This is a genomic window from Nitratireductor sp. B36 (assembly GCF_020833685.1).
Lineage (GTDB): Bacteria > Pseudomonadota > Alphaproteobacteria > Rhizobiales > Rhizobiaceae > Nitratireductor.
Genome location: NZ_JACKZY010000003.1, coordinates 541,037 through 567,077, shown reverse-complemented (window position 1 = coordinate 567,077; position 26,041 = coordinate 541,037). Strand labels below are relative to the sequence as shown.

Genomic DNA, 26,041 nt, shown 5'->3' with positions numbered 1-26,041 from the left:
ATGACAAGTCAGTCAACTAATGAGATTTCAGGAGAAAATTTCTCTGGTTTCGGAAGGATGCCCATTTGAAAAAAACCCTCGACGGGGCTCGTGTACTTCTGGTCGAAGATGAAGCCCTGATTGCCATGAGCATTGAAGAGCTCTGCAAGGAACATGGCGCAGAGGACGTCGTAACCGTAACCTCATTCAACGCGCTAAATCCCGACGTTCTCGAGACCGGGCGAATTTCGACCGCAATCCTCGACATCAAAATTTCCGACAATTGGACAAACGAATTCGCCCACCTGCTACAAAGCCGGCGAATTCCCTTTATTTTTGCCACGGGCTACGCCGCCAACCATCAGGTCTTTGAACCCTTTAACGGCATTACCATTATCGAAAAACCGTACAAGGACAGCGACCTGATCCAAGCTTTGGCGCAGGCGATTGACTCTTCGAATGAAAATGGTTCCCGCTCGGATTAAGCGGTGAAGACAGAATTCGTTATCTGGGCGGAAATTGCATCCGGACCGAAGTCGTTCTCGCCGGTGATGCCCAGAATCTCTTGTAGACGCGTACGCGCTCGGCTGACCCGGCTCTTTATGGTGCCGACAGCACAATCGCAGATTTCTGCTGCCTCTTCATAGGAAAAGCCCGAGGCACCAATCAGGATGATCGCCTCACGCTGATCTTCTGGCAGTTGCTCCAGCGCCCGGCGAAAGTCTTTGAGATCGACAGAGCCTTCCTGAGCTGGATGTACGGACAGACGCCCGGTGATGGCCCCGTCACTGTCTTCCACCTCCCGCTTGCGCTTTCGCATTTGGGAATAGAACTCATTACGCAGAATCGTAAAGAGCCATGCCTTCAGGTTGGTGCCCGGCTGGTAGCTCGCCTGCTTGTCCCACGCTTTGACAAGCGCCTCCTGTACCAAGTCATCGGCTCGGTCAGCGTTCTTCGAAAGCGAGACTGCAAACGCACGCAAACTCGGTACGGTGGCGAGAAGATCATCACGAAAGCCAGGATATACACTCATCGACATCAATCCTTGTTCCCGGCGGGCTCAGTGCTCTTCTGTTCCAGTTGGTTGAGAAGATCACTGAAGCGGTCCGGAATGTCTTCCGTTATCAAATCGTCGTAATACTGCCTGAGCTTGCGCCCGATCTCGGAATTTGCACCGAGAGGATCGCTGTCCTTTCCGCGCTTCTCCTGGCCCCTATGGGTATTGGGTTTGCCGTAATTCATGCCCTATCTTCGTCCATATAATCTTGTCTCCCAATGAAGCGGGCACATCGATATCGCCCGCGCCACCACTCTTCCATACGAAACAAAACGCCACCGAGCAGAAATCGTTCCCTGCTTATGGAACATTTTCGCACAACAGGCGTTTTGACCTCATAAATATGCATTATTCCCATTGCCACATTATGAGGGAGACCTGAAATCCATGACCTTGTCAGCGCGTATCGCACCGCACCTTCCATATCTGCGGCGCTTTTCCAGAGCCGTCTCCGGCTCCCAGACAAGCGGTGACGCCCTGGTGGCCGCGGCGCTTGAAGCGCTGATTGCCGACACAAGCATTTTCCCCGAAGCGTCAACGGACAAGATCGCGCTCTTCAGGCTTTTCACATCGCTCTTTGAAACGCTCGATGTGCGCATCCCCGAAAGTGCCCCGACATCCGCTTGGGAAGAACGCGCTTCAAGAAACTTGTCGTCACTTGCACCCCGCCCACGCCAGGCGTTCCTTCTGGTGGCTGTCGAAAACTTCCGTCCGGAGGAAGCGGCGGAAATTCTGGAAACCGACATGAATGGCATCAATGCGATGCTGCACGAGGCCAGCGAGGAAATCTCCCGTCAGGTGGCCACCGACATCCTCATCATCGAGGATGAGCCCTTGATCGCCATGGATATCGAGGAGATGGTCGAAAGCCTCGGTCATCGCGTCGTCGGCAACGCCCGCACCCACAAGCAGGCTGTCGAGATGTTTGCCAAAACCCAGCCCAAAATGGTGCTGGCAGACATTCAGCTTGCAGATGGAAGCTCGGGCCTTGATGCGGTGAACGAGATTCTTGAAGGGGCGACAGTCCCTGTGATCTTCATCACAGCCTTCCCGGAGCGTTTGCTGACTGGCGAGCGCCCGGAGCCGACTTTCCTTGTGACGAAGCCTTTCAGCCCGGAGATGGTCAAAGCGCTGATCAGCCAGGCGCTTTTCTTCGATCACCAGGCTCGTGCGGCGGCCTGAGGCAGCGCAACACCTTTCTGATGAAAAAGGTCGCCTTCGGGCGGCCTTTTTGTTTGCCGGTTTTCTTTCTCCGGGAACCAATCTCCGTGGATAGCGTTTAACTGCCATAACTAAACGGAGAGACAGAATGCTTTACTGGGCACTTATATTCCTCGTCGTCGCTCTTATCGCCGGCGCCCTTGGTTTTGGCGGTATTGCAGGCGCTTCCGCAGGGATCGCACAGATCCTGTTCTACATCTTTCTCGCCCTTCTCGTGATTTCTCTGGTCATGGGACTGATTAGAGGGCGCGGTTAAACGAGTACACCTGACGTAAACGAATGCGGCATCCGACGATGCGGACCATCCATGGCTTCCGCGTCGGGCAGACAGTGAAAGGAGAACGCCATGGAACATATCGCTGCGCTTCTTCTGGTTGTCGGCTGCTCCGGCAACATGGCTGAATGCCGCGAACTTCCTGCCCCCGCTCCGATTTACGAAACCTTTGAGGAGTGCGAGGCCGAGAAGCCCATTTCCCTGCGCGAGCTTGAAGGCGAGGCGCCACGGGTTATGGCAACGTGCGTCTTTGTGGATCCTGCACTCGTCTACGATGACGCTGTGCTGGAGTGGGACATCACCAAAGACGGGAAGCTGACGGCCTCTTTGGAACCGGTCAACAGCTTCGCAGTCGCTCACAATGAGCATGCGCGTCAGAAGAACATCTTCACCGAGTAATCAGACAACAGCTTCAGCAAAAACCCCGGCCAAGTGCCGGGGTTTTTGTATCAGGCTTCTCGAATGGCGTAGCCTGCGCCGCGAATGGTGCGGATCACATCGGGAAGCCGCCCCTGGTTCACGGCCTTGCGCAACCGGCCCACATGGACATCCACGGTGCGCTCGTCGATATAGATCGTCTCACCCCATACATTGTCGAGCAGCTGGCTGCGCGAAAAGACCCGCCCCGGATGCTGCATCATGAATTCCAGCAAGCGAAACTCGGTCGGTCCCAGACGGATTTCATTCTTGCGCCGGTAAACGCGATGCGATTCGCGGTCGAGCACAATATCGCCCACAGACAGCACCGTTGAGAGAACCTCAGGCTTGGCTCTGCGCAGGAGCGCCCGCACACGCGCAACGAACTCGGGCGTCGAAAACGGCTTGACCAGATAATCGTCGGCACCGGTGGAAAGACCGCGAACGCGGTCGCTTTCCTCACCGCGCGCGGTGAGCATGATAATGGGAAGACGCTCGGTTTCAGGACGCATGCGCAGCCGGCGGCACAGTTCGATGCCTGATACGGCCGGAACCATCCAGTCCAGAACGAGCAGATCCGGGACATTCTCCTGCAACCGCACCTCGGCTTCATCGCCGCGCGAGATCATCTCTACCTGATACCCTTCCGCCTCCAGATTGTATTTCAACAGGACGCAGAGCGGTTCGTCGTCTTCAACGACCATGACCTTGGGGGCAATCATGGAAGGCATTCTCCTAAAGCATTGCTACGGCCGCTTAGGCATCCGTATCGACCGTCATCTGTGTTTCATCAAGCTTCGGCCGCTGGACCGGAAGCTGCTCCCCCGTCACCACATAATAGGCATTCTCGGCGATATTCGTCACATGATCGCCAATGCGTTCCAGATTTTTCGCGCAGAAGAGAAGATGCGTGCACGAGGTGATGTTGCGCGGATCTTCCATCATATAAGTCAGCAATTCCCGGAACACCGACGTATACTGAATGTCGATTTTCTCGTCGTCGTCGCGTAACTGGATCAAGGCATCGGCATCGCGCTTCACGTAATGCTCGACCACAGCATTAACCTGCTGCAGCACCAGGCCTGCCATGGCGTCTATGGAATGCGCTAGTGTTCGCGGTGTAGCGCTCTGGCCCACCGCGCTGACGCGCTTGGCGATGTTCTTCGCAAGATCACCGATACGCTCCAGATCCGCCGCCATACGAATGGCACCGACGACGCTTCGCAGATCCTGTGCCATCGGCTGGCGCTTGGCGATCAGTGTTATGGCGCGTTCGTCGAGATCGCGCTGCTTGGCGTCCATGATCGTGTCATCGGAGATAACGCGCTGTGCCAGCGCGGTATCGGAATGAAGAAGGGCATTGGTGGAGGCGCGGGTCATCGCACCGGAGAGATCGCCCATATCGCGAATGAGGCGGTCGATCTCACCGAGTTCCTCATCGAAGGAGCTGACTGTGTGCTCGCCCATGATCTGGTTCCTTATCTGTGCGTCAACCGAAGCGACCGGTGATGTAATCCTGGGTGCGCTTGTCATCCGGATTGGTGAACATCTTGTCCGTCGGACCTTCCTCGACAAGGTTGCCCAGATGGAACATGGCCGTGCGCTGCGAAACGCGCGCCGCCTGCTGCATGGAGTGCGTGACGATGACGATCGTGTAGTTCTCGCGCAGTTCGTCGATCAGCTCTTCCACCTTGGCGGTGGCGATGGGATCAAGAGCCGAGCACGGCTCATCCATGAGGATCACCTCGGGCGAAACCGCGATGGCGCGCGCAATGCATAAACGCTGCTGCTGGCCGCCGGAGAGACCCGTGCCGGGCTCATGCAAACGGTCCTTCACCTCGTTGAAGAGGCCGGCCTTCTGCAGGCTGGACTCGACGATTTCATCGAACTCAGCCTTCTTGGAAGCCAGCCCATGGATGCGCGGCCCATAAGCGATGTTCTCGTAAATCGACTTGGGGAATGGATTTGGCTTCTGGAAAACCATGCCAACACGGGCACGCAGCTCCACCACATCGATCTTAGGATCATAGATGTCTTGATCATCAAGCGTGATCTTGCCTTCGATCCGGCAAATATCGATCGTGTCATTCATGCGGTTGAGACAACGCAGAAACGTGGACTTGCCACAGCCCGAAGGGCCGATAAGCGCCGTCACCTGGTTTTCCAGAACATCCAGATTCACATCGAAAAGCGCTTGCTTCTCGCCGTAGAAGACACGCACATTCTCACCGCGCATCTTGAGAGGTTTTGGCTTCTGGCTCGCATCCAGTGCTTCTTCGACAGCAGCATCAGTGAGCATATTCATGTCCTTCCACTCCGTTACCAGCGACGCTCGACGCGCCGCCGCAGAATTATGGCGGTGATGTTCATCACGGCGAGGAACAGCAGCAATACGATGATAGCGCCCGAGGTACGCTCGACAAAGGCGCGTTCGGCTTCGTTCGCCCACATATAGATCTGTACCGGCAGCGCCGTAGCGGGATCGAGCGGCGTGGTGGGGTAATCGGCCACGAAAGCCACCATGCCGATCAGAAGCAGCGGGGCCGTTTCGCCGAGTGCCTGGGCGAGGCCGATGATCGTGCCCGTCAGAATGCCGGGCGCAGCCAGCGGCAGCACATGGTGAAACACCGTCTGTGTGCGCGAGGCACCAAGGCCGAGAGCTGCCGAGCGGATCGAGGGCGGTACGGCGCGCAGCGCTGCACGCGTCGCAATTATGATCGTCGGCAATGTCATCAGCGTCAGCACCAGACCGCCCACAAGAGACGCAGAGCGCGGCAGATGCATGAAGTTGATGAACACGGCGAGACCGAGGAGACCGAAGACGATGGACGGCACGGCCGCCAGATTGTTGATGTTGACCTCGATCAGATCGGTCAGCTTGTTCTGCGGCGCGAACTCCTCAAGATAAATCGAGGCGGCAACGCCGATCGGCAGCGCCAGAAGGAGCACGATCAACATCATGTAGAGCGAGCCCACGATGGCCACCCCCATACCTGCCGTTTCAGGCCGGCTCGAGGCACCGCGGGTGAAAAGCCCTGTATTGAAGCGCTGTTCCAGAACGCCGTCTGCTTCCATGACGCGCATCCATTCGAGCTGCTGGTCGGAGACCTTGCGGCGGCTTTCCTCCACCTCGAGATTGACCTGCCCCTTGAGAGCGGAATCAACGTCTCCGCTCGCCAGGACCCAGACATTCTGTGTCGTTCCAATGATCGAAGGATCGGCTATCACCATGTCACGCAATTGCGTGCGTACACCATTTGAGATCAAGCCGCCCACCTCGCGAACCAATCGCCGGTTCTCCGGATCGACGCCAAGCTTTGCCGCCAGGGCATCGGTGGCCAGTTTCGGGTAATTGGCGGTGAGCAGCGTGTTGGGGTCGGACGCACGCTCATTATCCGGGTCAATGATATTCTCGGCGAAGGTGACGTCCAGATTGATGGATGTTTGCCAAAAGGCGGTGTAGCCGTTGGAGATCACCGACCATAAAAGCGCAGCCAGAAAGAAGATGCCGATGGCAATCGCAATGATCCCATACATCCGGAAACGCTGTTCTGCCGCATAACGCTTCTTGATGCCGATATCGCGGCGCACAGATGCGCGGGGAGCATCCCCTCCTTTGTAGACAGCATCGGTCATTCGTATTGCTCCCGGTACTTGCGCACGATGTAGAGCGCGAAAACATTCATGCCGAGTGTGAGCACAAACAGGGTCATGCCCAGCGCGAAGGCAACCAGCGTTTGAGGCGAGGTGAACTCAAGGTCGCCCGTAAGCTGGTTGACGATCTTCACGGTGATGGTCGTCATCGCCTCGAACGGGTTGAGCGTGAGGTTGGCAGCAACACCGGCAGCCAGCACGACGATCATGGTTTCGCCAATGGCGCGGGAAGCCGTCAGCAGCAATGCGCCGACAATGCCTGGCAGCGCGGCTGGCAGGATGACCCGTTTGATCGTTTCGGAGCGCGTCGCGCCGAGGCCGAGCGAACCATCGCGCATAGCACGCGGCACTGCTGTGATAATGTCATCCGACAGCGACGAGACGAAGGGGATCAACATGATGCCCATAACGAGACCTGCTGTCAGAACGCTTTGCGCCTGGATAAAGCCGGGGCCGCCGGCGATCGCCGCGCTCATGTCGCGCAGGAATGGACCGACCGTAACCAGGGCGAAGAAACCGTAGACAATGGTCGGAATTCCGGCCAGAACCTCTAGCAGGGGCTTGACCACCGAACGCACGCGCTTGGAGGCATATTCGGCCATGTAAATCGCCGCCATCAGTCCCACAGGCACGGCAAACAGCATCGCCACGAAAGCAATATAGATCGTACCGGCAAGCAGCGGGATGAGACCGAACTGCCCCTCCTGCGCCTCCGCACCGGCCGCAGCGAAGCGCGGGTCCCAGACGGTTCCGAAAAAGAAGTTGCTCAGCGACACCGAGCGGAAGAAATGGATCGTCTCGAACAGCATGGAAAAGACGATGCCCACCGTCGTCAGGATGGCGATGGTGGAGGCGGCCAAGAGGCCCAAGGTAATGATGCGCTCGACATTGTTCCTGGCCCGGCCCCGAGGTCGAACACTTCGTAAGCCGAGTACCGCGCCTCCCAGCGACAGCAGGATCGCGATTACCGTGCCGATCCACGCTGCATTGTCCTGCATGGCGTTAAGCTCGGCCGCGATGGGGATCATGTAATCCTGCGTATCCGAAGCCAGCGCAACACCGCGCTCTGCAAGGACAGGACGCAGCTCCTCAAAACTTTCCGGCACTTCGGCAATGGCCGGATCGGTTTCGAGCCTGCGCATGCCGGCTGCAAGATTGCGCACCATCCCCAAAGCCAGAGAACGGCTTGCGATCGCGCTGTCCGCCGTTTGCTCGGGCATCCGCTCGCTGATTGCGCGATCCACATAGGCATAGCTACCGGCAGACCAGGCCGCCATGAAAAACACCGCCGGCAAAACAGCAAGCAGGAACACCCACCAGCCATGATAATGTGCACGCGAATGCGGCTTCTCGGCCGACGAGGCAATTTGCTTCTTCGCACGTGCACTGCCGAGAACGTATCCGACAACGCCAATGAAAACGATGATGGTAAGGAGAAGTCCCCAGGCCACGAAGCCCCCTCTCCGGCACCTGGCCGGGCGTCCAGTTCACAATCTCTCCGCAAAGACCGAACGCAGGCGGCTTGAGCCGCCTGCGTTGTCATGCGGAAACCGGATTACATGGTTTCGCCAGCCTCGAAAGCCTTGCGCTGAGCATCACGCTCCGCATCCGGAGCCGGAACCAGACCGTAATCGGCGAGCGGGCTTTCCGGGCCGACCATCTGATCGTCGAGGAAGAACTCGACATATTCCTTCAGGCCAGGAACGACCCCGATATGAGCCTTCTTCACGTAGAACTGAAGCGGGCGCGACACGGGGTATTCGCCGGTGGAGATCGTGTCGACCGACGGCGTGATGCCGTTGATGGTGGCGACCTTCAGCTTGTCGGCATTGTTCTCGTAGAAGGAGAGGCCGAACACGCCGACGCCGGTCTTGTTGGCGTCGATGCGGGCGAGCGTCTCGGTGTAGTCGCCGTCGATGTCGACCGCGCCGCCATCCTTGCGAACCGCAATGCATGCGGCTTCGGCAGCGTCTTCGTCGAGGCCAGCCTCTTCGGCAGCCTTGAGACCACCAGCAACCTCACAACCGGCTGCAAGCACCTTCTCCTCGAAGACTTCGCGGGTGCCGTGCTTTTCACCGGGGATGTAAGCAGCGATGTCCCAATCCGGCAGATCCGGGTTCACTTCGTTCCACTTCTTATAGGGATTGTCGACCAGCTTGCCGTCGACTGCGACCTTCGCCGCCAGTGCCTTGTAGACATCAACAGGCTCAAGCGCCCAATCCGGACCCTGGATATCGGTGGCGAAGACGATGCCGTCATAGCCAAACTGGATTTCCTGGATTTCGGTTACACCTGCTTCGGCGCAGGCTGCAACTTCCTTTTCGCGGATTTTGCGCGATGCATTGGCAATGTCGATCGTGGCTTCACCGACGCCCTTGCAGAACTCTTTCAGACCAGCGGACGAACCACCGGACTCGACGACCGGCGTCTTGAAGTTCGGGAAGGTTTCGCCGAAGTTTTCGGCAACGATCTTCGCATAGGGGAGAACGGTCGAAGAGCCGGCGATCTGAACCTGATCGCGGGCCGCGGCCGCGCCGACCGCACCGGCAAGGGCGATCGTGGCCGCCGAAGCGGTAAGAAGGAATTTTTTCATTGGAGACAGCTCCCTGTTCGGAATTCGGTCAGACGCCCTGCCGGCGTCGGGGAGCGGAATAACAACTCTGTGTAACAGTTCCATGACAGTTCCGTGTCAGCCTGATTACGAACGAAAATCAGCGTCGCCTTCTTAAATCGGCAGGGATGCAAAAGGGCACGGTGGGCGGGCATATCCATTCGCCAGCCCCCGACACCAGGAGCGCTGACACCAGGAGCGCCGACACCGAGCCGCCGCTCAGCTCTGAGACACATCTCTTGAGATCAGAAAAAGCCGGGCGGGGGAAAGGCCATATTGAATGGCAAATCACACTGGGCTGGGTTTAAAACCCGGATAGATCCTGTTGGGGCTCGTTTGGACCACCCATGGCCTGTGGACCTCCACCCGCCCGGAAAAACCATGGCCAAGCATTGACCATTTGTCTCAACTTTAATGAGAGCGTCGTTTTCCCTAAATGGTGCGATCACGCTAGTAATACGAAACGCGCATGTTTGGTTGAAAAATCATTATTTATCAAAAGCTTGTAAGGAATTCTTACTCATTTCTGAATTGATTTTACGGATAGGGAATTCACCCAGGAGTTGATTTTCTCCAAAAGCGCCCTGGGACTGATCGGTTTGGAGAGATAATCGTCCATCCCCGCCTCCAGGCACAATTCGCGATCGCCCTTCAATGCATGAGCGGTCACGCCAATGATAGGGACACGTGTGCGAGCGCCAGTTTCACGTTGGCGAATCTCCCTTGTCGCTTCCAGCCCGTTCATCTCGGGCATCGAAACGTCCATTAAAATCAGTCGGGGTTTCTTGCGCGCACATTCTTCGAGCGCACGTCGACCGTTTTCCACGATTTCGAAACGCAATCCTGCTTCGCTGAGAATTTGCCGGAAGACGAGCTGGTTGACCTCATTGTCTTCTGCAACCAAAACATCGATGCTAGGGGAGGTGCCATCATCATCCGGTGACACCTTCTCCACCTCCCGAAGCGGTTCGGCGAGCTCTCCCGCATCCCCGACCGCGGTCGCCGCTGTGTCTCGGTCCGAGAGGCTGCCCGTCGTGGGGCCGTCCACCGTGGTCTGCATCGCCGTGATCATCGCCTCGAGAAGCGCTGAGGACCGCGCTGGCTTGATCAGATGCGCTGCGATTGACAGCTCGCGCGCACCGAAACCAGACAGAGACTGATCGACAGAGGTGAGCAAAACCACCGGCACTTCGGCGATCTCGGGTTCGGCGCGGATCGCTTCCACCATCTCCAGCCCGTTCATGCCCGGCATCTGATAGTCGACAACCATACAGTCGACCCGCAACCCCATTCGCGCCACGGCACGAAGCACTTCCAGCCCTTCAAGGGCATTGCGGGCGACGCAGGCATCAAAGCCCCAGTACTCCATCTGCTCGCGCAAAATCATCCGGTTGACCGAATTGTCGTCCACGACGAGCACGCGGGCGTTCTTCACTTCGCGTGGGGCCAGCGGCTGCTGCGTGACGCCAGCGGCCTTGGGCAGCGTCAGTGTGAACCAGAAGGTCGACCCCCGCCCCTCAACGCTCTCGACACCGATCTGGCCACCCATAAGGCCAACGAGACGCGACGTGATGGCGAGCCCGAGACCGGTCCCCTCATGACGCCGGGTCGACGAGGCATCAACCTGGCTGAACTTGTCGAAGACCAGATGAAGCTTGTTTTTCGGGATACCGATACCCGTGTCCGTCACACTGAATTGCAGTGCGAGTTCACCCTCCGGGGTATCGCTGCCGCTCACATTCACCAGAACATGACCTTTTTCGGTGAATTTGACGGCATTGCCCACGAGATTTGTGAGTATTTGGCGAACGCGTCCGACATCACCCACCACGGCCCGCGTGATCCCGGGATCCACCCGGACGATCAGCTCGATGTCTTTTTCCTTCGCCCGGGAAGACATGAGAGTCGCCACATCGCCGACGGCCTCCCCAAGATAAAACGGCTCCGCTTCGAGGACGATGTGTCCGGCATCAATCTTCGAAAAATCGAGAATGTCGTTGATGATGGTCAGAAGCGCGTTTCCCGACTTCAGGATGATATCCGTGAAGGTTTTCTGCTTGGCTGTGAGATCTGTTTTTGCCAACAGCTCGGTCATGCCCAGAACACCGTTCATCGGCGTTCGGATTTCATGGCTCATATTGGCAAGGAACTCGGATTTTGCCCGGTCGGCGAGGACGGCCTCTTCTCGCGCCGCCTGCAGCTCGGCCTCCCGCTGTTTCAGCTCGGTTATATCCACCCGCACACCGACAAAGGTCCCATCCTCTGTCCGGGTGTCAATGGCTTTCACCCAGCGACCATTTGCGTGACTGCGCTCAAAGATGCGATGGCGCACCTGATAGGACTTGAGATAGCCTTCGATCCACGCTTCTCGATCAGTATCGTATAATGCATCAAGCTCTGCATCACCGCTTTGCCGGAAATATCCGGCGTCATGGGCAAGCTCGACCGCATGCCGCAAGGACTTGCCCGGCCGCATGGCCGGAATCATGGCCGGCAGAGCTTCCTGCATCTTGCGGTTGGCCAGAACATAGCGATCGTCACGATCGTAGATGACGACACCGGCCGGCAGCGTCTCCAGAACTTCTGCAAGCTGCCGACGGGCGTCCTCGGCATCGTTCTCGCGCTTGCGGATATCGGAGATGTCGAACAGGGCCCCCACCACGTAGGGCGTTCCGCTTTCCGTCTCCACACGACACTTGCGCACGATACGATACTTGCCGATGCCCGGCTGGTCGAAATCCTCCTCAATTTCGAAATCCTCATGCGTCTCGAGCACATGACGTTCGCTTCTCTCGAAGCTTTCGGCGAGTTCGGGCGACGTGAAATCTGTCGCGCGCCGTCCGAGTATGTCGGGAACTTCCACGCCAAGCGTCCGTTTGAACGCCCTGTTGACCAGAACGAACCGGAGGTCCTGATCTTTTGCAAAAACAGGATTTGGCAGTTCATCGAGAATTGCCTCGGCAAGTTTCGCTTTCTCGAGCGCTGCCGCCAGCGCGTCCTCATGACGCCTGAGCCGGGTTATATCGGTACATATGCCGATCGTGCCGCCATCGGCGGTCCGCTTCTCCCTATGCATGATCCAGCGGCCATCCGTGAAGCGGATAACGCTTTCAAATGCATCTTCACAACTTCGCAGCGCAAGGACCTTCTGAAGCCAGACTTCGGGGTCGGCACCCTCGGTTGAGAGGATTCCGCGTTCCACCCCCGCACGAAGGAGTGCTTCGAAAGATGTGCCAGGACGAATGAAATCCTCAAGACCGGCGTACATCACATGCATTGCCTGGTTGCTCAGCACAAGCCGATCATCCGCATCGTAGCAGCACAAAGCATCTCGGGTGACATCCAGCGCGGTCATCAACCTGGCAAAGTGGCCGCCACTGCCCGGGTAACGCTCTTTCGGATCCGTTTCGTCATTCGAACGATCAGCATCACGCAGAAGACCCATAATCGGAGTGACATTCTGCGCCACACCCCGATAGCCGCAGAACTGGTGTTCCTCATCGAATATCGGGAAGCCTGAAACGGAGATCCAGCGACAGTCCTGCGGACCGCCTTCGAGGTCGTAAACGAATTGTCCGAATGGCTGGCGTTGAGCAAGAAGCCTCTCATGCGCTTCCACATCGCCAACGGGATGGAAGGCATTGCGCGCAAGGGTGATACGTGACCTGCCGATGAAACGCTTCGGATCGAGCCCTGTAACAGTCTGAAATTCTTTTGAAATCCAGGTCAGGCGATGGTTTTCGTCGGTTTCCCACACCCAACCGGAGGCAGACCGAAGCAACGCGGCCAACGCTTCACCGCGAAATCGCTCCTCAACATCTGACCCCTCACCGGTTCCCAAAACCGCACGCTCCCCAGAAAGGCACTATCGAACCTTCTCGTGTTCCCAACGCATCAGCCTCAGTTTGGTGCCCAAGACTTAACGATTTGCAAAGCATAAGATGTGTTCGCAGCCCACCCTGCCAGACGGAACTTGCCCGTCGCTGGACAGATGACAGCAATCCCGGAAAATAAACATGAGAAGAAGGAATGGCACTCCCAAGGGGACTCGAACCCCTGTTTCCGCCGTGAGAGGGCGGCGTCCTAGACCGCTAGACGATGGGAGCGCAGCGATTGCGGCGATATAGTCGCCTTCGCCGGCAAATGCAACAGCGGTTTTACGTTACCTGTGATTTCGGCTGCAAAAGATCCCAGAGATTGCCGTAGAGATCCGAAAAGACCGCCACTGTGCCATAGGGCTCCTCACGAGGATCTTCATGAAACATGACGCCCGCTTCGCGCATGGCAATATAATCGCGTTGGAAATTATCGGTATGAAGAAACAGAAATACGCGTCCACCCGCCTGATTGCCGACAGCAGCAGACTGCTCCTCGCTCGCAGCGCGCGCCAGAAGCAAGGCACCGGGCGCACGATTTTCCGGCGCCATGACCACCCAGCGCTTTCCGGGTGAAAGCGGAGTGTCCTCCAAAAGGTGGAAGCCCAGTTTGTCGCGATACCAGCCAATCGCCTCGTCATAGTCACGCACGACAAGTGTCGTCAGCGCGATCCGCCGGCCTGGCAAAGTCACGGCTCCAGAACGAACCGGGCGATCATCTGACCGCTGGTGAGATCGAAAAGACGCAGTTCCTCCGCACCATCCGCCAACCGGAGATGGAGCGACACCCGCACACCATCGAGCGACTGAGAGAGGATGCGGGCTCCCTGCGGCAGATCAATCCGGCCCTCGACTGCATCGCCGGGCAACGCAATCGTCGCCGCAGGTTCTTCAGGTGCGCTGCTAAGGGTCTTGTAGACAAAAGCGAGCACGACAGCCATAACCGCAGCGAACAGAATGCCCAGGTTGATAGCCATAAAGCGGACCATTTTGCGGCGCACACGCTCGGCCGCCGGGTCGAGCTCTTCCTGCTCCAGGTCTTCCTGTTCTTGTGGCGTGGCCATGTCTCACCGTTTCGAAAGCAGTTCCAATGGGCGATCCTGATACCGAAGACCACCGTGAATGGGAAGCCATGAACACGTGCAAAGCATTTACCGTCGAGGCAGAAGACGCGGGAGAAAGGCTGGATCGCTGGCTTTCAGGCCGCCTGGGCGCGTCGGTTTCACGCAGCCGGCTACAGGCGCTCATTCGCGCCGGATCGGTAATGCTGGGTGAAAAACCTCTCACCGAAACCAAGCACAAGATCGCGGAAGGTGAGGTTTATACACTCGCCGTCCCCGAAGCGGAGCCGGCCGAACCTGAAGCCGAAGCGATCCCACTTGATGTGCTTTATGAAGACGATGCCCTGATTGTCATCAACAAGCCGGCAGGGCTTGTCGTTCATCCTGCTCCGGGAAACTGGTCGGGCACACTGGTGAATGCGCTTCTGCATCATTGCGGTGCTTCTCTCTCAGGCATTGGCGGTGTACGCCGGCCGGGTATCGTCCACCGGCTCGACCGGGATACCAGCGGCGTGATGGTCGTCGCCAAGACGGACAATGCCCATCGTCTTCTTTCGGAGAGCTTTGCTGACCATGGTCGCAGCGGCGACCTGGAGCGCGCCTATGTCGCCCTCGTCTGGGGTGCCCCGGAACGGATGGCCGGGACCATCGACGCGCCGCTCGGTCGTCATGCGCAAAGCAGAACCTTGCGCGCCGTCGTGCCGGCGGGGCGCAGCGATGCCCGCCACGCGGTGACCCGCTACCAGGTGCAGAAACGCTACGGAACCGATGGCAACGGCAAGGCATTTGCCGCAAAAGTTGAATGCAGGCTGGAAACGGGTCGTACGCATCAGATCCGTGTCCACATGGCTCATATCGGCCACCCGCTTATCGGTGACGCTGACTATGGCCGCGCATTCCGAACAAAGGTCAATCGATTGCCGGAAGAGATACGCCCCACAGTCGCCGCTTTTTCGCGTCAGGCTCTTCATGCGCGCCTGTTGGCTTTCCGTCATCCGGAGACCGGTGATGTCATGCGTTTCGAGGCCGAACCGCCTCTTGATATGACGGCATTGACAAAGGCGCTGGATATTTTGTAATTATCGGTACAATAATATTGTTCACCGTCTGGTGACATAATGTTGACAGCAGAATGAAACTTTAACCGTCGGAATTCGTTCCTACATAGGATATGGTGCGATGCATCAAAGATGGTCGCACTGTCTCTCATTCCAGCAAACGCCAGGTTTTCAAGGCGTCCCCGCATGAGGGCATATCCGGCAAAGGAGGGTGCTTAAATGGCCCAGACATTACCCAGCATCGCTTCAGGTGAAGGCGGACTGACCCGCTACCTGGAGGAGATTCGCCGCTTCCCCATGCTTCAGCCTGAGGAAGAATACATGCTCGCCAAGCGTTATTCAGAGCATGACGACACGGCCGCGGCTCACAAGCTCGTTACGAGCCATCTGCGCCTCGTGGCTAAGATCGCGATGGGATACCGCGGCTATGGCCTGCCGATCGGCGAGGTTATTTCAGAAGGCAATGTCGGCCTGATGCAGGCCGTGAAGAAATTCGAACCGGAACGCGGCTTCCGCCTCGCCACCTACGCCATGTGGTGGATCAAGGCCTCGATCCAGGAATATATCCTGCGCTCGTGGAGCCTGGTGAAAATGGGCACCACGGCGAACCAGAAACGCCTGTTCTTCAACCTTCGCAAGGTTAAGAGCAAGATTCAGGCGCTCGACGACGGCGACCTGAACCCGGAGCAGGTTACGGAGATTGCCACCCGCCTGAATGTGAGCGAGGAAGAGGTGGTTTCCATGAACCGCCGTCTTTCCGGCGACGCTTCGCTCAACGCGCCCATTCGGGCGACGGAAGGTGAATCGGGCGAATGGCAGGACTGGCTGGTCGACGATGGCGAAAGCCAGGAAGACATACTGGTCGAGCAGGACGAACTGGAAACCCGCCGCCGCATGCTCGGCGACGCGATGTCCGTACTCAACGACCGTGAAAAGCGCATCTTTCAGGCACGCCGCCTTTCCGAGGACCCGATGACCCTGGAAGAGCTTTCAGGCGAGTTCGACATCAGCCGCGAGCGGGTGCGCCAGATCGAGGTTCGCGCATTCGAGAAGGTGCAGGAAGCCGTGCAGAACTCCGCCCGTCAGCAGGCGATGGCCGCCAAGGCCACGGCTGCTGAGGCACACCGGCAGGCAGGCGCCTGATACGCCCCCTGATACGCCCCCCGGGATCGGGAGCGGTCTACAATCAAAAAAGCCGGCGGAATACCGCCGGCTTTTTTGCGTTCATGCATGAAGATGGGTGCCTGTAAGATGGATGCCTGTCAGCCGCTCGTCGCAGCCTGCCAGGCGTTGAGAACATCGTTGAACACCTTGTCTCCCGGGATGCCTTTCTCAATCGTGATGAGCGCACGCCGCCCCGATTTGTAAACCACCGGTATGTCGATCCAGCTCTGGCGGCGCAGCAGAAGCATATTCGTTTCTGTATCCGCAGTGCTGTCACTCAGCGCCACCAGGAAGAAGCCGTCGGCAATTTTGGCCGGGATGCCAAGCAGCGGGTTGCCCGTATCCTGCTCGGACCGTTTCAGGGAAACCCGCAGAACATTGTCTATCCCACCACCATCAAAATCATCCGGCGTCAGGAAGATGATCTCGAGAATATGGCTGGCGGGCAGGGACTCATCGGCATTGCGCCGAATCGTCATCTTCAGCTGGAGATTCTTCTCCGGAATGGTCGCATCGGCGCGGATGGCCGGTTCCGGTGGGAGGTCGTTGCCCGGCGATTCCTGAACGACCGACCAGACAACCGCGCCGAGATCGGCCGACCCCTGCGAAACGCTTGTCCGCTCTTCATAGTAAATGGCTTTTTGCCCGACAGGCAGCGCCTCGCTGGCTCCGGGGCTCTCTGACTGACCGTTCTGAGACGATGAGGGCTGGGTTGCTTCTCCATCGCTCGGCACGGTTGCCTGTGCGACCGAGGTTCCCTCACCCAGACCAGGCTCACCGCCAGCCGGGCCCTCGTCGACCTCGCGCCCGTCTGCGAGCAGACGTTGGGTGAATTTCCGCACCGGTTCGGGCTGAGCCGGCTGCTGGCTCGCGCTCGTGTCGCTTGTCTCCGAAGGAGCAGGCGCGGCGCTCTCATTATTGGCGGGTGTCTCATCGCCGGAATTCGCCGCAGGTTCACCGCTCTCGGCGACCGTTTGCTCAGCATTCTCAAAATCGGCGAGACGTGTGAGATCGTCTTTGAAGAACCAGGCCCCGGCCGCGAGTACAGCAAGAAGCAGGACCACGCCCGCAATCAACCCGGTTGCGCCACCTTTGCCTGATTTCCTGCGCGGTGGCGGTGGTGGGGTTTCGAGAGCAGGTTCCGCTGCCGAAAACGATGGCGCATCACCCCGCGTGGCCTGGTCCGCTTCTCCATCCGCTGTCTCAGACCCGGTCTTCTGTGGTGTCCCGACGTCGAAAGAAGCAGGTTCAGGAGGCGCTGGCTGAGACTGAAAGGCTGAAGGGACAGGATCGCGCGGCTTTGCCGGATCAACATCCAGCTCGGCAAAGATCTGGTCGAGCTCGTCCTGCGCGGGTTCTTCAGGCTGTGGCGGAGGCGCGTACTCGGCTTCGACCCGGGCGATTGCGTCCTCGAGCAGCTTGCGTTGGCGGTCGGCAACGGCGGCAGACGGAGCCGGGTCCATTGCCTTGAGCTTGTTCTCGATCGTCGCCCGGGCTTTCTGATAGATCCGCTCGCGCGCCGCCGGAGTGTTTTCCGACAATGCGTCGATCGTCTTCTTCAGAACTGCAGAAAAATCCGCCATGCCGTATCAAACCTGTGTTACTTCCAGAACGCGCACTCATCTGAATAGCACGCAACGCAATTTTGCACGCGAAACTAGTCCTGAAAAGGATCTGTCACAAGTATGGCGTCTTCGCGTTCGGGACTGGTGGAAAGAATTGCCACAGGCGCGCCGATCAATTCCTCCACGTGGCGCACATATTTGACGGCCTGCGCTGGCAGATCGGTCCATTTACGCGCGCCCCTGGTGGTGCCTTTCCAGCCTTCCAGCGTCTCATAAACGGGTTCAAGACGCGCCTGCGCACCCTGACCGGCCGGAAGATAGTCGATCAGCTCGCCATCCAGTTTGTAACCCGTGCAGATCTTGATCTCATCCATACCATCGAGAACGTCGAGCTTGGTAAGCGCGATGCCATTCATGCCATTGGTAACCACGGCCTGGCGCACCAGAACAGCGTCAAACCAGCCGCAGCGCCGCTGACGTCCGGTCACGGTGCCGAACTCATGACCGCGTGTGCCGAGGAATTCACCGACCTCGTTCTTCTGCTCGGTCGGAAACGGCCCTTCGCCCACGCGGGTGGTGTAGGCCTTGGTGATGCCCAGCACATAGTCGATCGAGCCTGGTCCAAGCCCGGAGCCGGTCGCCGCCTGCCCTGCAATGGTGTTGGAAGATGTCACGAACGGATATGTGCCGTGGTCGATGTCGAGCATGGTGCCCTGCGCACCCTCAAACAATATGCGCTGACCGGCCCGGCGCGCATCTTCAAGAATTTTCCAGACGCGGTCGACATAGGGAAGAATCTTGTCGGCGACAGACGTCAGCTCTTCCATGATCGCCTGATGCGTAACTTCTTCATGCCCAAGACCACGACGCAGCGCATTGTGATGCGTGAGCAGGCGGTCGATCTTCATCGGCAGCGTGTCTTTGTTGGCCAGGTCCATTACGCGGATGGCGCGGCGGCCCACCTTGTCTTCATAGGCTGGCCCGATGCCGCGACGCGTCGTGCCGATCTTGTTGCCCGAATTGGAAGCGGCATCCTCGCGGAAACCATCAAGCTCGCGGTGAAGCGAAAGGATCAGTGCCGTGTTCTCGGCAATCTTCAGCCGATCAGGCGTCACCTCCACGCCCTGCTCGGCGAGGCGCCCCATTTCCGCAACAAAAGCATGCGGGTCGAAGACCACACCATTGCCGATGACGGAAAGCTTTCCGGGGCGCACCACACCCGAAGGCAGGAGTGACAGCTTGTAGCTCACGCCGTCGATAACGAGAGTATGCCCGGCATTGTGCCCGCCCTGAAAGCGCGCCACCACATCGGCACGCTCCGACAGCCAGTCCACGATCTTGCCTTTGCCCTCGTCGCCCCACTGTGAGCCGACAACCACCACATTTGCCATGAAAATGTCCTTCCGGCGCAACGTCCGGCGGGTCCCCCGCCTGGATGATCTAAGAAATCGAAAGGCCTCTATAGAGCCTCAGAGCCCCGCTGGGAACCATCTCGAACTCTCCCAAACCGATTTCCGCAGCGAATGGCGCTCATATCGCACTTGACGGAAAAAGCGGATCAGCGTAACTCCGTCCGTGGGCCACCTCTCCCCACCGAGAGGCGTGCTATCTGGAAGGATAGGATATATCATGAGCACACTCCCCACGCCGGACCTCCGTCCGGCCAATACGCATTTTTCCTCAGGTCCCTGCACAAAACGTCCCGGCTGGTCGCTCGACGCGCTTGCCGACGCTCCACTTGGCCGGTCGCATCGTTCTTCCATCGGCAAGGCGAAACTGGCAGAGGCCATCGATCTTACCCGTGAAATTCTGCAGGTTCCCGCCGATTACCGCATCGGCATCGTTCCTGCATCCGACACCGGCGCGGTGGAAATGGCGCTCTGGTCGCTTCTGGGCGAGCGCAGCGTCGACATGGTTGCCTGGGAATCTTTCGGTGCCGGGTGGGTCACCGATGTGGTCAAGCAGCTGAAACTCGATGATGTGCGCCGCATCGAAGCCGATTATGGCGATCTGCCGGATCTCGGCTCCATCGATTTCGACCGTGATGTGGTGTTCACCTGGAACGGCACCACCTCCGGCGTGCGCGTGCCCGACGGCAATTTCATCCCCGCGAACCGCGCTGGCCTGACCATCTGCGATGCCACATCGGCGGCTTTCGCGCAGCGTCTGCCCTTCGACAAGCTCGACGTGGTCACCTTCTCCTGGCAGAAAGTGCTGGGTGGCGAAGGCGCACACGGCGTCATCATCCTCTCGCCGCGCGCGGTGGAAAGGCTGGAAAGCTACACGCCCGCATGGCCGCTGCCAAAGATCTTCCGCCTGACCAAGGGCGGCAAGTTGATCGAGGGCATCTTCCGGGGCGAGACGATCAACACACCCTCCATGCTCTGCGTGGAAGACTATCTGGACGCGCTGAACTGGGCGAAATCCATTGGCGGCCTCGACGGTCTCGTCGCCCGCGCCAATGCGAATTTCGCCGTGATCGATGAGTTCGTCCGCAAGACGCCCTGGCTCGACCATCTGGCGAAAGTGCCGGCCACGCGCTCCAACACATCCGTGTGCCTGACAATCGTCGACCCCGAGATCACCGCACTCGATGCGAGCGAACAGGCGGCTTTTGCAAAGGGAATGGTCTCCGCGCTGGCCAAAGAGAAGGTTGCCTTCGACATCGGCCATTACCGCGACGCGCCGTCTGGCCTGCGGATCTGGGCCGGCGCCACGGTTGAAGCTTCCGATCTGGAAGCTTTGATGCCCTGGCTCGACTGGGCGTTCCAGTCCCAGAAGGCAAGCCTCAAGGCTGCGGCCTGACGTTGAACTGCGGCTCCGCAATCGGAGCCGCCTCCCCAATTCATTTCATTTCATTGAAACAGGAGGCCGCCATGGCGCCCCGCGTACTCGTATCCGACAAACTGTCGCCCACTGCCGTTCAGATCTTCAAGGATCGCGGCGTCGAGGTGGATTACCTGCCCGATCTGGGCAAGGACAAGGAAAAGCTTCTTTCCGTCATCGACCAGTATGACGGCCTTGCCATCCGCTCTGCGACCAAGGTCACCGAAAAGCTCATCAACAACGCCACCAATCTGAAAGTGGTGGGTCGCGCCGGCATCGGCGTCGACAATGTCGACATTCCGGCAGCATCGCGCCGCGGCATCATCGTGATGAACACGCCTTTCGGCAATTCCATCACCACGGCCGAGCACGCGATTGCCATGCTCTTTGCGGTCGCACGCCAGATCCCGGAGGCCAACGCTTCCACCCATGCCGGCAAGTGGGAGAAGAACCGCTTCATGGGTGTCGAGATCACCGGCAAGACACTGGGTGTCATCGGGTGCGGCAATATCGGCTCCGTGGTCGCCATGCGGGCCATCGGCCTGAAGATGCATGTGGTGGCCTTCGACCCGTTCCTCTCGGCGGAACGCGCCTCGGAGCTGGGTGTCGAGAAGGTCGAGCTCGATGAACTTTTCAAGCGCGCCGATTTCATCACCCTGCACACGCCGCTGACGGACAAGACCCGTGGTGTGATCGACAAGGATGCGATCGCCAAGATGAAGAAGGGCGTGCGCATCATCAACTGCGCGCGCGGCGGGCTCGTGGTCGAGGCCGATCTCGTCGAAGGTCTGAAGTCCGGCAAGGTGGCCGGTGCCGGCATCGACGTTTTCGAGACGGAGCCGGCAACCGAAAATCCGCTCTTCAACATGCCCAACGTGGTTTGCACGCCGCATCTTGGCGCCTCCACCAGCGAGGCCCAGGAGAACGTCGCCATCCAGGTGGCGGAGCAGATGTCGGATTACCTGACCAAGGGTGCGGTCACCAATGCGATCAATATGCCTTCGATCAGCGCCGAAGAAGCCCCGCGCCTCAAACCCTTTATCAAGCTCGCGGAAGTGCTGGGCGCATTCGTCGGCCAGGTGACCGACGAGGCCATAGAGGAAGTGGAGATCCTGTTCGACGGTTCCACCACCGAGATGAACCGCAAGGCGCTCATCAGCGCGGCACTCGCCGGCCTGATCCGCCCCCAGGTGGCCGACGTCAACATGGTCTCGGCCCCGATCATGGCCAAGGAGCGCGGCATCATCCTGTCGGAGGTCAAGCGCGACAAGTCAGGCGTGTTCGACGGCTACATCAAGCTGACGGTGAAAACCTCAGAGAAGACGCGCACCATTGCCGGCACCGTGTTCTCGGATGGCAAGCCGCGCTTCATCCAGATCAAGGGCATCAATCTCGATGCCGAGGTCGGCCAGCACATGCTCTACACGACCAATTACGACGTGCCGGGCATTATCGGCCTTCTGGGCTCGATCTGCGCCAAGCACCAGGTCAACATCGCCAACTTCCAGCTCGGCCGAAACCGGCAGGGCGGCGATGCCATCGCGCTGCTTTATCTCGATGCGCCCTTCCCGCCGGAAGTCCTGCGCGAGCTTCGCGCCACCGACGTGATCCTGTCAGCCAAGCCGCTCTCCTTCGACGTGGCAGCGTAGGCGTCACACAATCTGTTGAACATGAAATGCCGGCGTCATGCGCCGGCATTTGCCTGTCTGGATGCCAGCTTCCGGCCGCCATGTTCAGCCAGCCATATCCCACCCAGAACCAGAACCAGCGCGACCGCGTGATAGGTGAAGAACGCTTCGCGCAGAATGACGATCGACAGCAGCGTTCCGAAGATCGGCACAAGATTGATGAACAAACCGGCGCGGTTTCCGCCGATCAGCTCATTGCCGCGAATGTAGAGCGTCTGAGCAAAGATCGAGGGGAAGAGCGCCACGTAAAAGACCACCATCCAGCCCTGCAGATCGGGCGCGATGAGCCGGTCCGTCGCGGCCTCCCACGCCACTAGTGGCAACGAGGCCAGAAGCGCGAAAACCGAAAGCATGAACATCAGGCTCAACCAATGGATAGCCGGTTTCAGCCGGAGCCCGACCGTGTAGCCTGCATAGAGCAACACGGCGACAAGCATGAGCGCGTCACCAAAATTCACGTCCAGTTCCAGGAGGCGGGAAAATTCGCCATGGCTGGCGACCAGCGCGACACCGACGAGAGACAGAACAAAACCGGCAATCTGCAGAAAGCTCACGCGCTGGCGGAACAGGACAAAATTGGCGAGGAAAATAACCATCGGTATAGCGCCCTGTTCGATGGCGATGTTGATGGCGGAAGTAAATTGGGCCGAACTGTAGAAAACCGCGTTGAACCCGGTAAAGCCAAGAGCGCCCAGGGCAGCCAGCAGGGGCAGTCTCGGCCTGATCGCTGGCCAATCGCGCCGCAGATGGGGCCATGCGACGGAGGCAAGCAACACACAGCCGATAATCCAGCGAAGCGTTGTCAGCATCATCGGCGATACATGGCCCACAGCCAGCCGACCGGCCACGGCATTGCCGCCCCAGAAAAGCGTGGTCAGGCAGAGAAAGAGATAGGCTTGGCGGTACATGGGATCACAGTCACAACAGTGTTGACCTCGCCTGATAGAGCCTCGAGCCGAAATCGTAAATGCCAGCGTCATAAATCGACATTCTAAATACGGCACAAGGGCGCAGGCCAAGAGAATGGCCTGCGGTTGCGCGTTTCCTTGAAACAATGAACCGGTCTAAAGTCAGTCGAATCGCTCTGGATTCACAATCCTCCGTGGAGGTCGTCTGTGGACGTGCGAACAATCATTGATTGCGCTTCCGTTTTTTGCATGGCAAAGCGCGGTTGTACGAGCTCTTACTGGGCGGCAGGAAGTAACGTTGAACGACGGCTCAAAAGCACCGGGCGAAGATGACCGCCCAGACATTCGCAAAGCAAGGCGCGTCCTGAAGCGTAGCCTGGCTGAAACGAGTCCTGATCTTGAAGACGTTCTTCAACACGGAGCCTCTCTGCGCAAAAGGCGGCTCTTGCGCAATCTGCGCCCCATGCTCCCGGAGATTCTCGCGGCTTCGTTTCTGCAATGCGTCGTCTATACGGCATTCATTTTGAATGCATCGCGCAACGACTGGAACAATCTCGCGATCGTATGCACTGTGCTGTTTGCGTTGCCTTTCGCCATTGCGTTGGCGCTCCTGGGCTTTCGCCGTCAGCGCAACACGTTCTCCATCGCGATTTTTGTAACGTTTGTCTGCTTCAACGTCGCCGTGGCAGTCTTGTCTGGGCTGCGCATTCCGGTGAGCTACACGGCCCTGTTGACCGCTTATCTGATCGCCACCGCAGCAATGATCATAGCCAATCTCAGGCTCCATCGGTCATTGGAAGATCGTGTGGCGCTCTTGGATTTCCCAAAGGCCCAAGAAGTTGCCGCAAGACTCGCCGGTCACGTGGCCGTGATCAGTGACAAGACCGCGGACATCGGCGCTTATGACCGACTTTTGATCGACACCAGGACGCATCACAACCCGGAATGGTCGGCCTTCCTTACAAAGGCTTATATGGTCGGTATCGACGTCACGCCCTGGTTCAATTTTCTTGAACTGCGTGAAGGACGCGTGGACGTCGACACCTTTGACGTATCGCATCTCGCCTACACCCCCAGCCAAATCTACTACAGCAAAGCAAAGCGCGCGCTCGACCTCTTTGCCGTGGTCCTCACAGCGCCGATAACAATCCCTTTGGGACTGGCTCTGTGGCTCTATATCCGGTCGCTTGATGGTGGCCCCGCAATTTTCGTTCAGGCGCGGCGCGGATATGGTGGCCGCTCCTTCAACATGTTGAAGTTCCGCACCATGTATCGTGGCCAGCAAGGAGGGGCGACGCAGACCAATGACGAGCGGATCATCACCGGCTGTGCGTTCCTGCGCCGTCTAAGGCTGGATGAGCTGCCGCAGCTGATCAACATATGGCGGGGAGAAATGAGCCTGGTCGGGCCACGCCCTGTCGCTGAATATGTGGCGCAGGAAAGCGAGACTGCGGAGAAGAAATTTATCCACCGCACCATGGTCCTGCCCGGCATCACCGGTTGGGCCCAGGTGAACTCCGGATACGCAGGCAACACGCACGAAGAGATTCACAAGCTCTCCTACGATCTCTACTACATCAAACATCTTTCGTTCGACCTGGACCTCCTGATCATTTTTTCGACCGTGAGCACCGTTCTTTTTGGACGCGGCGCCCGATAAGCTCATCTCAGCACAGGCGCTTCTCCAGTCGGATATTCACCACTGGCGCACAATCGCCTAAAGAGAAGCACACGCTGCGCCAGGGAGAGACACAACATCATGAGCGATCCGAAAATCATCTGCATGGGCGAACCGCTCATCGAGTTCAATCAGGTCGACGCCACGGGCCACTATCTCTTCGGTCACGGCGGCGACACCTCGAATTGTGCCATCGCTGCAGCGCGTGCCGGGGCTTCTGTCGGCTTCTTCAGCGGCCTCGGCGCGGATGAGTTCGGCGACAGCCTTATGCAACTCTGGGCCGACAATAATGTGGATGCCAGCCACGTCCTGCGCAATCCCGACGCCCATACGGGCATCTATTTCGTCAGCCATGGCGAGAACGGGCATGTGTTTTCCTATCTTCGCAAGGGCTCGGCGGCAAGCCGTATCACCCCGCGCGACCTGCCCCAAAGCGCTATCCAGAACGCCGACATTCTTCACCTGTCCGGCATCTCTCTGGCGATCAGCGCAGAAGCTTGCGACGCCGCCTTCGAAGCGATCGACATTGCGCGCTCAGCTGGAACCAAAATCTCCTTCGACACCAATCTGCGCCTGAAACTGTGGCCGCTCGAGCGCGCCCGCGCGCTGACCGAAGCTGCCATGCGCAAGGCCGACATCGCGCTTCCCGGTCTGGAAGACGCCGAACAGCTGGTCGGCATCAGCGATCCGGACGCCATCGCCGATCACTATCTGGGTCTTGGCGCCGGCGTTGTGGCGCTGACGCTCGGCAAGGATGGCTGCCTCGTCGCCACGCCGGACGAGCGCCGCCGCGTGCCCGGCATCAAGGTCAGCGCTGTGGATGCCACGGGTGCGGGCGACACATTCGATGGCAATTTCCTCGCCGAGCTCAACCGGCATGGTGATCCGTTTGAGGCAGCGCGTTTCGCCAACGCGGCCGCTGCTCTGTCCACACAGGGTTTCGGCGCGGTCGCTCCGATGCCCATGCGTGAGGCGGTTCTAAAGGCACTCGCCGACGCGGCCTGA

Annotated in this window: 24 protein-coding genes and 1 tRNA gene; 10 read left to right on the top strand and 15 right to left on the bottom strand. The window is 58.7% G+C overall.

Annotated elements, in window-relative coordinates; translation table 11 throughout:
* Positions 1-65: 65 nt before the first annotated feature.
* Positions 66-464, top strand: coding sequence for a response regulator (locus H7H48_RS14460; RefSeq protein WP_229449751.1), 399 nt, complete (start codon positions 66-68; stop codon positions 462-464).
* On the opposite strand, the gene H7H48_RS14455 is transcribed toward H7H48_RS14460, so the two are convergent.
* Both H7H48_RS14455 and H7H48_RS14450 read right to left on the bottom strand, forming a co-directional pair.
* The gene (locus tag H7H48_RS14455) at positions 461-1,012 is read right to left on the bottom strand and encodes a sigma-70 family RNA polymerase sigma factor (RefSeq protein ID WP_229450089.1); all 552 of its coding nucleotides are present in this window, start codon (positions 1,010-1,012) and stop codon (positions 461-463) included. The genes H7H48_RS14460 and H7H48_RS14455 overlap by 4 nt on opposite strands.
* A 5-nt stretch (positions 1,013-1,017) precedes the next feature.
* Positions 1,018-1,221 carry a NepR family anti-sigma factor gene (locus tag H7H48_RS14450; RefSeq protein ID WP_229449750.1) on the bottom strand — a complete coding sequence of 68 codons (204 nt, stop codon included), beginning with the start codon at positions 1,219-1,221 and terminating at the stop codon, positions 1,018-1,020.
* Positions 1,222-1,423: 202 nt separating this feature from the next.
* Between H7H48_RS14450 and H7H48_RS14445 the strand changes: the two genes are divergently transcribed.
* The 3 genes from H7H48_RS14445 to H7H48_RS14435 all read left to right on the top strand — a co-directional run bounded on the left by H7H48_RS14445 (position 1,424) and on the right by H7H48_RS14435 (position 2,930).
* On the top strand, positions 1,424-2,218 hold the full coding sequence (locus H7H48_RS14445) for a response regulator (RefSeq protein ID WP_229449749.1): 795 nt from the start codon (positions 1,424-1,426) through the stop codon (positions 2,216-2,218).
* 127 nt (positions 2,219-2,345) lie between these two features.
* Positions 2,346-2,513: a DUF1328 domain-containing protein gene (locus H7H48_RS14440; RefSeq protein WP_229449748.1), complete on the top strand. Its 168-nt coding sequence runs from the start codon at positions 2,346-2,348 to the stop codon at positions 2,511-2,513.
* Positions 2,514-2,603: 90 nt separating this feature from the next.
* Complete coding sequence (locus tag H7H48_RS14435; RefSeq protein ID WP_229449747.1) at positions 2,604-2,930, top strand: hypothetical protein; 327 nt, start codon at positions 2,604-2,606, stop codon at positions 2,928-2,930.
* Between the two features lie 50 nt (positions 2,931-2,980).
* On the opposite strand, the gene phoB is transcribed toward H7H48_RS14435, so the two are convergent.
* From phoB to H7H48_RS14385, 10 genes are all read right to left on the bottom strand, one after another.
* On the bottom strand, positions 2,981-3,667 hold the full coding sequence (gene phoB, locus H7H48_RS14430; RefSeq protein ID WP_025030226.1) for a phosphate regulon transcriptional regulator PhoB: 687 nt from the start codon (positions 3,665-3,667) through the stop codon (positions 2,981-2,983).
* A 37-nt stretch (positions 3,668-3,704) separates the two neighbouring features.
* Positions 3,705-4,415 (bottom strand): phosphate signaling complex protein PhoU, encoded by a 711-nt coding sequence (phoU, locus tag H7H48_RS14425; RefSeq protein WP_229449746.1) that lies wholly within the window; start codon positions 4,413-4,415, stop codon positions 3,705-3,707.
* Positions 4,416-4,437: 22 nt separating this feature from the next.
* Positions 4,438-5,253 (bottom strand): phosphate ABC transporter ATP-binding protein PstB, encoded by an 816-nt coding sequence (gene pstB, locus H7H48_RS14420; RefSeq protein ID WP_229449745.1) that lies wholly within the window; start codon positions 5,251-5,253, stop codon positions 4,438-4,440.
* 14 nt (positions 5,254-5,267) lie between these two features.
* Positions 5,268-6,584: a phosphate ABC transporter permease PstA gene (pstA, locus tag H7H48_RS14415; RefSeq protein WP_229449744.1), complete on the bottom strand. Its 1,317-nt coding sequence runs from the start codon at positions 6,582-6,584 to the stop codon at positions 5,268-5,270.
* Positions 6,581-8,053, bottom strand: a complete 1,473-nt coding sequence (gene pstC, locus H7H48_RS14410; protein ID WP_229449743.1) for a phosphate ABC transporter permease subunit PstC — start codon at positions 8,051-8,053, stop codon at positions 6,581-6,583. The genes pstA and pstC overlap by 4 nt, the downstream gene beginning before the upstream one ends.
* A 104-nt stretch (positions 8,054-8,157) precedes the next feature.
* The gene (locus tag H7H48_RS14405; RefSeq protein ID WP_229449742.1) at positions 8,158-9,195 is read right to left on the bottom strand and encodes a substrate-binding domain-containing protein; all 1,038 of its coding nucleotides are present in this window, start codon (positions 9,193-9,195) and stop codon (positions 8,158-8,160) included.
* A gap of 538 nt (positions 9,196-9,733) precedes the next feature.
* On the bottom strand, positions 9,734-13,003 hold the full coding sequence (locus H7H48_RS14400; protein ID WP_229449741.1) for a response regulator: 3,270 nt from the start codon (positions 13,001-13,003) through the stop codon (positions 9,734-9,736).
* Between the two features lie 240 nt (positions 13,004-13,243).
* Positions 13,244-13,319, bottom strand: a tRNA-Glu gene (locus H7H48_RS14395).
* 51 nt (positions 13,320-13,370) lie between these two features.
* A complete protein-coding gene (locus tag H7H48_RS14390) occupies positions 13,371-13,775 on the bottom strand; it encodes a VOC family protein (RefSeq protein ID WP_229449740.1) in 405 nt (134 codons plus the stop codon).
* Positions 13,776-13,777: 2 nt separating this feature from the next.
* The gene (locus H7H48_RS14385) at positions 13,778-14,152 is read right to left on the bottom strand and encodes a fimbrial protein (RefSeq protein ID WP_229449739.1); all 375 of its coding nucleotides are present in this window, start codon (positions 14,150-14,152) and stop codon (positions 13,778-13,780) included.
* Between the two features lie 68 nt (positions 14,153-14,220).
* On the opposite strand from H7H48_RS14385, the gene H7H48_RS14380 reads away from it, so the two are divergent.
* Both H7H48_RS14380 and rpoH read left to right on the top strand, forming a co-directional pair.
* A complete protein-coding gene (locus H7H48_RS14380) occupies positions 14,221-15,228 on the top strand; it encodes an RluA family pseudouridine synthase (RefSeq protein WP_229450088.1) in 1,008 nt (335 codons plus the stop codon).
* A 198-nt stretch (positions 15,229-15,426) separates the two neighbouring features.
* A complete protein-coding gene (gene rpoH, locus H7H48_RS14375; protein ID WP_229449738.1) occupies positions 15,427-16,350 on the top strand; it encodes an RNA polymerase sigma factor RpoH in 924 nt (307 codons plus the stop codon).
* A 119-nt stretch (positions 16,351-16,469) separates the two neighbouring features.
* On the opposite strand, the gene H7H48_RS14370 is transcribed toward rpoH, so the two are convergent.
* Complete coding sequence (locus tag H7H48_RS14370) at positions 16,470-17,954, bottom strand: hypothetical protein (RefSeq protein ID WP_229449737.1); 1,485 nt, start codon at positions 17,952-17,954, stop codon at positions 16,470-16,472.
* Positions 17,955-18,028: 74 nt separating this feature from the next.
* Positions 18,029-19,327 carry an adenylosuccinate synthase gene (locus H7H48_RS14365; protein ID WP_229449736.1) on the bottom strand — a complete coding sequence of 433 codons (1,299 nt, stop codon included), beginning with the start codon at positions 19,325-19,327 and terminating at the stop codon, positions 18,029-18,031.
* Positions 19,328-19,565: 238 nt separating this feature from the next.
* On the opposite strand from H7H48_RS14365, the gene H7H48_RS14360 reads away from it, so the two are divergent.
* Both H7H48_RS14360 and serA read left to right on the top strand, forming a co-directional pair.
* Complete coding sequence (locus H7H48_RS14360) at positions 19,566-20,741, top strand: phosphoserine transaminase (protein ID WP_229449735.1); 1,176 nt, start codon at positions 19,566-19,568, stop codon at positions 20,739-20,741.
* Between the two features lie 71 nt (positions 20,742-20,812).
* Complete coding sequence (serA, locus tag H7H48_RS14355; RefSeq protein ID WP_229449734.1) at positions 20,813-22,411, top strand: phosphoglycerate dehydrogenase; 1,599 nt, start codon at positions 20,813-20,815, stop codon at positions 22,409-22,411.
* A 35-nt stretch (positions 22,412-22,446) separates the two neighbouring features.
* Here serA and H7H48_RS14350 read toward each other — a convergent pair whose 3' ends face one another.
* Entirely contained in the window at positions 22,447-23,358 is a 912-nt protein-coding gene (locus H7H48_RS14350) for a DMT family transporter (RefSeq protein ID WP_229449733.1), read from the bottom strand.
* Between the two features lie 298 nt (positions 23,359-23,656).
* Here H7H48_RS14350 and H7H48_RS14345 point away from each other — a divergent pair, with 298 nt between their 5' ends.
* Positions 23,657-25,018 carry a sugar transferase gene (locus tag H7H48_RS14345; RefSeq protein WP_229449732.1) on the top strand — a complete coding sequence of 454 codons (1,362 nt, stop codon included), beginning with the start codon at positions 23,657-23,659 and terminating at the stop codon, positions 25,016-25,018.
* A 99-nt stretch (positions 25,019-25,117) separates the two neighbouring features.
* Positions 25,118-26,041 (top strand): sugar kinase, encoded by a 924-nt coding sequence (locus H7H48_RS14340; RefSeq protein WP_229449731.1) that lies wholly within the window; start codon positions 25,118-25,120, stop codon positions 26,039-26,041.